Source organism: Williamwhitmania sp., assembly GCA_035529935.1.
Classification (GTDB): Bacteria; Bacteroidota; Bacteroidia; order Bacteroidales; family Williamwhitmaniaceae; genus Williamwhitmania.
Window position 1 is genome coordinate 36645 of the sequence record DATKVT010000230.1, and the last position, 9779, is coordinate 46423.

General features: G+C 47.4%; 9 protein-coding genes. All 9 read right to left on the reverse strand.

The genetic code is table 11. The features are described 5' to 3' along the window. Positions 1-29 precede the first annotated feature (29 nt). Positions 30-830 (reverse strand): lipid II flippase Amj family protein, encoded by an 801-nt coding sequence (locus VMW01_17525; protein HUW08042.1) that lies wholly within the window; start codon positions 828-830, stop codon positions 30-32. 29 nt (positions 831-859) lie between these two features. After that, positions 860-1201 (reverse strand): DUF86 domain-containing protein, encoded by a 342-nt coding sequence (locus VMW01_17530; GenBank protein ID HUW08043.1) that lies wholly within the window; start codon positions 1199-1201, stop codon positions 860-862. After that, positions 1194-1490: a nucleotidyltransferase family protein gene (locus VMW01_17535; GenBank protein HUW08044.1), complete on the reverse strand. Its 297-nt coding sequence runs from the start codon at positions 1488-1490 to the stop codon at positions 1194-1196. Before VMW01_17535 ends, VMW01_17530 begins: the two co-directional genes overlap by 8 nt. Before the next feature lie 193 nt (positions 1491-1683). Further along, positions 1684-2133 (reverse strand): hypothetical protein, encoded by a 450-nt coding sequence (locus VMW01_17540; GenBank protein HUW08045.1) that lies wholly within the window; start codon positions 2131-2133, stop codon positions 1684-1686. A 181-nt stretch (positions 2134-2314) separates the two neighbouring features. Continuing rightward, complete coding sequence (locus tag VMW01_17545) at positions 2315-3091, reverse strand: LytTR family DNA-binding domain-containing protein (protein ID HUW08046.1); 777 nt, start codon at positions 3089-3091, stop codon at positions 2315-2317. Beyond that, positions 3081-4166 (reverse strand): histidine kinase, encoded by a 1086-nt coding sequence (locus VMW01_17550; protein ID HUW08047.1) that lies wholly within the window; start codon positions 4164-4166, stop codon positions 3081-3083. Before VMW01_17550 ends, VMW01_17545 begins: the two co-directional genes overlap by 11 nt. Positions 4167-4237: 71 nt before the next feature. Beyond that, on the reverse strand, positions 4238-5605 hold the full coding sequence (locus VMW01_17555) for a TolC family protein (GenBank protein HUW08048.1): 1368 nt from the start codon (positions 5603-5605) through the stop codon (positions 4238-4240). Between the two features lie 172 nt (positions 5606-5777). Then, a complete protein-coding gene (locus VMW01_17560) occupies positions 5778-8834 on the reverse strand; it encodes an efflux RND transporter permease subunit (protein HUW08049.1) in 3057 nt (1018 codons plus the stop codon). Between the two features lie 9 nt (positions 8835-8843). After that, positions 8844-9779, reverse strand: a 936-nt coding sequence (locus VMW01_17565; GenBank protein ID HUW08050.1) for an efflux RND transporter periplasmic adaptor subunit, incomplete at its 5' end; no start/stop codon positions are given.

Sequence of the window (9779 nt, forward strand, 5' to 3'; positions counted from 1 at the left end):
CCTAACAACCTAAATTCCTACCCCCTTCCCTACAGCACTCCCGAAAACATGGCAATAAGCTTGGCCGCGGGTATAAATAGCAGCTGGGCAACCAGCGTTCCGAGAACTCGCGCAACCACCATGTAAACAATGTACTTCCGAAATACCGACTCCTTGCACTTTCCCAGCACCACCTCGTCAGTCATCATCGACAGAAACGGGTCAATAAACACAAACATCAGGATGGTGGCTAGGCCATTTATTACGGAGGAGAGCGTGCTTGAAGTTGTTCTTAAATCGGGATTGAGATAACCTGCATAGAGCGACGAGATCACCCCAACGGTAATAATTGCCACCGCCACAATGTTCATTATAAAAACCCTCCAGGGGAAATTCTCCTTGAAATCGAGCTGAGTTATGTTCTTCACATCGGGAGCGACAATATTTTCCTTGAGGTAGGCAATTCCACCCTTGGTAAAACCGTAGTAGAGCACCTTGGGCATCGACTTATACACGCTGAACCGGTTAACGGCAACCGACAGAATGCGCTGAAAGGATGGAATGAGCAGCGCGCCAACGATGGTAGCCACAGTGCAGGAGAAAATGATTAGCCGAAAATCGAACAGGTTGCTCCCAATGCCCATCTTTATGTTCTTTTCGATGGTGCTTGCCAGCAGCGGTGCCTGAAACCCGTTGGCAGTGCGCGAAATCAGCACCAGAATATTGAACAGCGCAAAGGAGATGGCAACCCTTCCAGTTCGAATACCCACAATTCGAACGGAGTAGGAAAGCGTGGTGATAAGGTTGATAAGGAAGGTAAGAACAATTACAAAAAAAATGGAGAGGCTCATGGGGGTATGGCAATTATAGTGATAGCATTTTATTCCGCCCCTATTACCTCAACAATCTGTTGGTGCAAATCAGGAATTTTATTCTTTACAACATCCCAAACAATGGAGTAATTAACACCCATGTAGTCATGAATCAACCGATCCCTCATTCCTGCCATATTCTTCCACATGATCGTATTCCACTTAACTTTAAAATCGGCGGGAATTTTTTTTGTTGCCTCACCAATTATTTCAAGACTTCTAACAACGGCTCTCTTCAGCGTTTCATCTTGCAAAAAAGTCTCCTTAGTTACATCGTTTGTGATAACAGAAAGTATGAAGGAACTCTCGTCTCTAATGTGCTTCAGGTATTCAATAGGCTCTTTAGACATACTCTACCTCATTTAAAATCTTAGGACCTATATATGGGCTCAATCCATTTTTTGTAACTATTTCAACCTTCTCATTCTTGAAGATCGCCTCCAAAATATCGTATGCAGCCATATAGTTATCAAAATTCTCCATACCCGGTTTAAACTCTATTAGAATATCGATATCGCTTTTGCTCGATTGCTCACCTCTTAAGTATGATCCAAAAAGTCCAATGCTTTCAACCCCCAATCTCGAAAGCTCGGGTTTATATTTTTTAATGGAAGATAGTATAGTCTCTTTTGTAGTCATATTCAAATCTTTATCACAAATATAGCAAACTTTGATGTGAGTAGTGTGCCATTCTCAGAATAGCCAGAATCGCAATTTAAATCTTGCAATAATTACACGCTTTTTTTCTTTGCGTGTAACATGTTGAAACGGTTTATTGCTTTAAACTCATTTTGTTCCCTACGGTTAAAACCATCGGCTATAATTAATTCGCCTATTCAGTTTTTTTGGACTGCCGCCCCAGCTCTCCAAAATAGTGCTTTACGCGCTGCAGCTGCTCCGGCTTAAGGTCCGCCACGTTAATCACCCTTACGACATTGGCGAGGGTAAGCTCTACCTTGTGCTCGTGCACCGCTACATCCCTAATATCGGCAACGGGTATGGTCTCCCGCCGGTAGTCGTCCGGCATGTAGAACCTAACAGTGGTGCTGTCCCACTCCACAAAGCACCGCTCCCTTTTAAAGAAAAGTATTCCGAAGAGTATGGCCATGGCCCCCTGAAATATTGCGGTGAGGAAGAACCAGTCCTCTTCCTTAACGTTGGGCCCAGCCCCCCTCACCAGTATGAACAGGGAGGTGGCAAAGCCAAACACAAAGCAGAGAAACACAAACCCAAAAATAAGCTTAACAAAGCCTCTGTTGTTGCTAACCTCAACTCTTTCCATCGTGAACCATTTGTTTCAAACGAAAGTAGGAATAATCGAGATAGGACCGGGTAGATGTGGTAACAATTTTGTGGAAAGTTAAAAGATTTTAGCCTTCAACATGGGTTAGTAATTCTGTAACCTACTGTAAATACTCGGAATAACTTATTACCATTTCAGCAACTAATCAGCCATTCAAATGCTACCCGTTCATCCAACTTTTTAGTGCCATGGCCTTATCGCGGCTAACGATAATCTTCTCGCCGAGCTTGTTTTTGAGGTGCAGCGCCAGTTTTCCGTTGAAGTAGGCCTCAAATTTCTCAACGGCATTTAGGTTGATAATGGCTTGGCGGTTGGCCCTAAAGAAGAGTGCCGGATCGAGCTCCGGCTCCAGCTTGTCGAGCGAAGCGGAAATAGGATACTGCTTGCCATCGAAGGCCACCACAAAGGTCACCTTGGTATCCACATAAATGTAGGCCACCTCGGCCATGGGGAGCGAAAAGAAGGCTCCCTTTTTCGAAACCAGAATGCGTCGGCGGTAACTCAGCTGCGAGCTGGTTATCTCCTGCGCCAAGGTGCGGTAATCAATGGCTATGGATTCTTCCGGCTGAATAAGCTCCAATATCTTCTCAAACTTAAAAATAGCCTGCTCCAGCTCATCCTTCTTAATGGGCTTTAGCAAATAGTGGATGCTATTAAGCTGAAATGCCCTAAGCGCATGCTCGTGGTAGGCGGTGGTGAACACAATGCCGCTCTCCACCTCCATCTCGTTAAAAATCTCGAAGCAGCTGCCATCGGCCAGCTCAATATCCATAAAGATGATTTCCGGATGCTCATTGGCGGATAGCCATGCCACCGTATCCTTCACACTCTGAAGCATGGCTAGCACACTCCAATTTGGACGTAGCTCGGCAATCATGGTTCTCAACATGGCTCCAGAGTGCACCTCGTCCTCAACAATAACCACTTTAACGTCCATTTTCCATCTGAATTAGGGGTAGCTTAACGGTAAAGTGCTGCTCGTGCTTTTCAACCACAATGGGGTTGCTGGTTAGAAACTGAAAGCGCTTCTCTATGTTTTGCAATCCCGTATTGGTAGAGTAGGTAGTTTTTTTAGGGTTTAGGTTGTTGGTTACCATTACATGCCCATCGTGCGCCTTCACCTCAATATGAAGCGGTGAAGCGAGCGTGGCCACGTTGTGCTTAATGGCATTCTCCACCAAGAGCTGGAGACTGAGCGGTGCCAGCTGGTGGTTGAGCAGGTCGTTATCGATGGAGAAGGTTACCGTAAGGCCATCGCCCAGCCGAATTTGGTGAAGGGCAAGGTAGGCCTTGATAAACTTCAGCTCATCCCCCAGCGAAACCGACACCTTATCCTTGCTCTGCAGCACATAGCGGTAAACATCGGAGAAATTTGTTGCCATAGAAACAGCGCTATCGGGGTCGCTCTTTATGATGGCAATGAGCGTGCTAAGGTTGTTGAAGAGAAAATGGGGATTAATCTGGTCCTGCAGTGCCACGTAGTCGAGTCGAAGCTTCTCCTGCTGCAGCTTCTCATTTTCCAGCATTACGGCGGTCAAACTCTGGTGGTAGTTATATACAATGAGTAAACTAACGTAAATAAGTACAAACATTATAAAAAGGGAAACACTCAAGTAGAACTGGCTCGGCTCCATTGCCAAATCTTCACCAAACATGGGCTTAAACCACATAGCTACGAAGAACCACAGCACAAACCAAACTGTAGAGAAGGCAAAGAGCATGGCGAAGCGCTTCCGTGTTTTCAGATGCCAAGGATACTTATGGGCAATCACCTGGTTGAAGACAAAGATCCCCTCGCTTATCACAAACATAATGGAAAAGAGGAAGAGTGGACCACCCCAAGTAAAAGGCTCATGAGGGAACATCAGCTGCTTAATAATGGTAATCATGAGCGCTGTGGTAACTACCCCAAAAAGCAACCGCGACTTGAAATCGAAGAAAACGTGTGGACGAATATCCTTCCACTCCTGTAGACAGTCTTTCCCCTTTACAATACTCTTAATTAACTTCACTGAGTGCATCCTTTGTTTCCCCTTAGGTAATGTTCAAATATACACATAAAGCCAATGTTCCACACCAACTCCTACTCTGATACGGTGAGTTCGCCAATGCCCTTAAGGTAAACAGACTTGGCAATTTGGTAAGATGATACTGCCTCAACATAGGAGGCATGCGCCTTTTGCCATGAAGCCTGAGCATTTAGAAGATCGGTGGTGGTATTTAACCCTGCATTAAAGCTGGCCTGCACCTCACTGAGACTCTCCTCCGCCTCGGCCTTGCTCTTGGCAGCCAAGCCAATGGTTTGGTATGCCTCATCGAACTGAAGCCACCGCTGCTGAATTTCCAACCTCATGAACTCACGTGCATCGTCCTGTTTCAGCTTCGACTGCTCCAGCTTGTAGCGGGCTGCCTTCAACTTTTGTCGCTTCTCGCCCCAATGCACAATAGGAACTGAAAGTTGAGCCGAAGCAATTGTGTTCCATCCACCGTTGTAAAGATTTGGCACATAGTTGTAACCATAGCTCACCTGTACACCCAGCGTGGGCATAAATTCAGCCATGGCATTCTTGCGCTGGTAATCGGCAATGGCCACCTGTCCTTCCAGTATTTTTGTTTCGGAACGAGCATCCAGCGCCTTATCAACATCCAACCCTGCTGCGGGAAGCTGTGGTTCACCTAAATTATCTACGGTAACGGCAAGGTTGGTGGAAAGATCCACCCCAATCTGCCTGCAGAGATTCATGCGAGCAAGCTGAAGCCCATTGCGAGCCTTGAGCAGGTTGATGCTGGCCTCATTTCGCTGAACAGCAACCTTTAGTTGCTCACTCTTGGGTATTAGGCCCAGCTGGTAAGCAGTAACCAGCTGGCTCTCCAGAGAGTCGAGCATGGTAACATAACGTTCAGCCACCTTTACCTGCTCCTGAATGGATACAAGCTGCCAGAATGCCTGATCGGTGTTCATTACCACCTCCGAAGCGGTAAGCGCCGTTGCTTGGTCGGCAATCGCAACCGCCTCATTGGCCATCTTATTTGCATTCCGCACCTGTCCCCCAGCAAAAAGTGCCTGTTTGGCCACTATTTGAGTCTGGTAGATGGTTAGATTTTTCGTTCCCAAATCGATGCCGGGAAAGTATACATTGCTCTCCCCGCTATACTGGTGATTGGCTGCCTCCGTTGCGCTATTGGCCGTTGGTAGAAAGAACCCCGGAACACTGATGTTCTTCATGTCGGGTAAGTTCATTATGCTACCACTTCCGTCAATCTGAGGAAGGTAAGAGGCACGGGCCTCCTTCTGGTGTGCTACGGCAATGCGCTTATCCAACTCCGACTGCTTTACATTTCGATTGTTCTGCAGCGCCTGCTCCCTGCACTGCTGTAGGGTAACTACTTGCTGTGAATAACCTGCCGCGACTATGGCTGCAAGGGCAATGGTTACTGCTATTTTTTTCATTATGACCGAATTAATTTTAAAAGGGTGTAACGAAACTCTCATGTTGCTGATTCTGCTATCATCGCGCTTACAGCTAAAACCAAAAGTTTCCACAGGTGTCGTCATTTGTTTTTAAGAAAGCGTGTGCTCCCATTATGGCAATCATTGCACTCTGGGAGTCACACGCCATCACCTAACCAATGCTTTCAAGGTTTCGGGTATTCACCTTATAAAAAATGGCATACAGTACTGGAACCACCACAAGAGTGATAATGGTTCCCACCAGCAACCCAAACATGATTGCTATAGACATTGATCCGAAGATATCATCGAATACAAGCGGAGCCATACCAAGAATGGTGGTGAGTGAGGCCATCATTACTGGGCGAACACGTGATGTAGCCGAATGGATTATCGCCAACAGGGTTGCCTTTCCTGACTTAACTTGTATATTGATCTCATCGAGCAACACCACCGCATTTTTTATCATCATCCCTATAAGACCGAGAGTGCCTACAATTGGCAAGAATCCGAAGGGGGCACCAGTAACCAAAAATCCAATGATAACGCCAATAAAGGCCAATGGCACAATGGCAAATATGATAATAGGCTGCTTAAAGTTGCCGAACAACGCCACTATAATCAGAACCATGAGCAACAACGCAAGAGGGAAATTTGCCATTAGCCCCTTGTTTGCCTCATTGCTGTCCTTTTGCTCGCCAAGCCACTGCAAGCGATATCCCTGTGGCAGGTGAATGGCATCCACCTGAGGTTTAACGGCGTTGAACAGATCGTTGGCTGTAACCCCAACCGCCGGATCGCACTGAGCCTTTATGGCACGCTGCCCATTGTAGCGCATAATGGTATTGGTTTCCCAAGTCATATCCACGGAATCGACCACTTGGCCTAGCGGAACGCTGCTTGCCGAGTTGGACCACACCGGAATATTCGACAAACCAGAAAGATCGTTGTTGAGTGAACGGTTAAGCCGTAGCATTACCGGAAGCCGATACTCTCCATCGTAGTAAACCCCAATTGGTAGACCCATAGTTGCAACGGCAAGAGCATTGGCTACATCGGAACGGCTAACCATTAGACGCCGCGCCTGATCCTGCGAGTAGTATGGACTAAGCACCATTGCCTCATTCTTCCAGTTATTGGTAATAAAGGCAGCCCGAGGATCCTTCCGGAAGATATCTTCCGCCTGGCTTGCCAGCTCGCGAAGCACCTTTTCATCGGGACCAGAAAACATGGCCTCAACCTTATAATCGCCACCCACCGCAATGTAGCCTCTTGCCCGACCAATCGCTTGGGGGAAACGTTTAGCCACATACTTATCGGCACGCTGCATTATCTCATCGGTATACTTCTTGTCGGCAGTGGTTATTATTAGCTCTCCATACGAAGGGCTGTATCCGCTCATAGGGCGCATAAGGGTGTAGCGTGCGGGAGTTCTTCCAACAGCCGAAACCACAGAGGAGACATGTTTCCACGTGTTAATTTCATGCTGAATGGTATCCAAATCGGTACTTACCTGATTGATGTCGCTTCCAAGAGGCAAACGGTATTCCATTACAAACTGGTTGTAGGTTACCCCGGGAAAGAAGTCCTGCTTCACAAAGCGAAAGGCCCAAAATGAAATGATCAAGGCAGCAAAAGTCAGCAGTGAAATCATTGTTTTGTGCCAAAGAGCGTATCGAATTATCTTATTATAGAAACGGTAGAATTTCCCACTATACACATCCGACTCGGTTTGCTTTTCTGTCAACGGCTTGCGCGGCTTACGGTAGAAATAGTTGGCCATAAATGGCGTTTGAACCATTGCCAGCACCCAGCTGAGGAATAGTGAAATGGCTAAAACATAAAAGAGCGATTTCAAAAACTCCCCTACACCAGTTGGGTTAAAAGCCAGCGGCATAAAGGCTAAAATGGCCACCAACGTTGCCCCAAGCAGAGGCATGGACGACTTATTTGCCGAACTAACAAAGGCAATCTTTCGCGGCTTTCCCCGCTTAAGGTCTATAAGAATTCCATCGACAACCACAATGGCGTTGTCAACCAGCATACCCATGGCAATAATAATGGCCGCCAATGAAACACGATGCAGCTCAATTCCAGCGGCACTCATCACAATAAAGGTACCCAGAATGGTAAGCACCAGCCCACTGGATATAAGCAATCCGGCACGAAGCCCCATGGCCAGCAGCAGCACCACAACCACCACCAACACCGACTCAATAAGGTTTATAACAAAGTTGTTGATGGACTCCTCCACCTTTTGGTGCTGGTAGTATATGGGATGGAACTCCACACCCACGGGCAAATCCTTCGACAGTTCGGCCAGCTTATCCTCCACGGCTTTGCCCAAAACTATCACATTTCCACCGCTATTCATGGATATGGCAAGGCTTATGGCCTCCTTCCCATTAAACTTAATTTGCTCCGAAAGTGGTTGGTAGAAGCCGCGTGTCACCGTTGCAATCTCGCCTAACCGGTAACGTGCACCGGAGGGCAGCTTTACCTCAAAGTTCTTAATCTCATCGAGCGACTGAAACTTGTTGCCTATATTCACCCTGATACGATTACCACCAAAGGCAAAGTCGCCAGCGTTTACAATGGAACCCTGATCGTTAAATGCCTGAAAAATGAGCATGGGGTTTATTCCCAACGAGGCAAAGTAGTCGTTGTTGAAGTCGACGTTTACCACCTCAGTACGCTTGCCAAAAAACTCCACACGCTTTACACCTGGAACGGTAAGCAGCTGCTGACGCACATGGTCGGCGTAGTTCAGGAACTCCTTGTAGGAATAACCATCGTTAGTCATGGCCAAGAAGATCCCCGACACATCGCCAAAATCGTCGTTAACAATTGGGGTATACGCTCCCTGTGGCAAATCGCCCTTTATATCATTCACCTTCCGACGAAGGTTGTCCCACAGCTGAGGAAGCTTGGACGATTCATATCCCGATTTAATATTTACGGTAATTTCGGAGTAGCCCGGCATCGACCTCGACTGTATGTTGTCGATATTATCAAGCCGCTGGATGGCCTTTTCGAGTACGTCGGTGACCTCCGTTTCAACTTCTTGTGCGCTGGCACCCGGATACACCGTAACCACAACTGCTGCCTTCACAGGAATCTCAGGGTCCTCAAGCTTCCCCATTGAGGAGTAGGACATAATGCCGCCAATGACGAGCGCAACAAACAGGAAGGAGAGAAACGCCTTCTGCTTTAATATCTTATTCAGCATAACTGGCGCTTATATAGAGTTTGGATTTAACACCCTTACCTTCTCATTGTCGGTAAGCTTATTCACGCCAGCAATCACAATGGATTCTCCGGCAACTAACCCATGCCTTACAAGCAGCATCCCATTGCGGCCATTGGCTTCGAGAGCAATAGTTCGGCAAGCCACCACCTGCGTAGCGGGGTTGTAAATCCAAACGCTCGACTGTCCGTTGCGCGAGAATACTGCAGCAACAGGCACCTGCACCTGACTACCCGACTGGGAAGGTAGCTGGATTCGTACCGTTGCCGATAGCCCAGGACGAAGCATCCCGTTGGGATTGGCTAGCGCCAACTTAACCTCGAACAGGTTGCTTGCACCCGCTTTTCTGTTAACCGATACGATGGAAGCCGGTAGGTTAAAAGCGTTGGCATTGGGCACATCGCACACAATTCGTCCAAAGTTGGAAGCATTTTTTATTTGTGACTCGGCCAAACCAAAGGTCACCTCCACCTGGCTCACATCAATGAGCGAAACAATGGTCTGTCCTAGGTTAACCGTTTCAAACTGGTCAACTTTCTTCTGAAAAATATATCCCGTAAATGGGGCTACCAATCGAGTGTCGTTGAGCGCATTTTGTGCTGCTTCAAACGAGCTCTTGGTGGACAGGTAGGCCGCCTTCAGCTTCTCGTAGGTGTTGGCGGGGAGTTTTCCCTGCTCAAACAGCTGGCGGTTGCGGCTATACTCATCGGTAATTTGGTCATACTGTGCCTTGGCAGACTGAAGACGTATTTCATAGTCGCGGGGGTCAATCTGGGCAATCACCTCTCCCTTCTTCACCAAGTCGCCCTCCTTAACCGAAAGCGAAAGGATGGGGCCACCAACCTTAAAGGAGAGCATTACCTCCTGCTTCTCCTTAATTACACCGCTAATTTCCAACGGCAACGAGGTTGACTCCACGCTTACCGG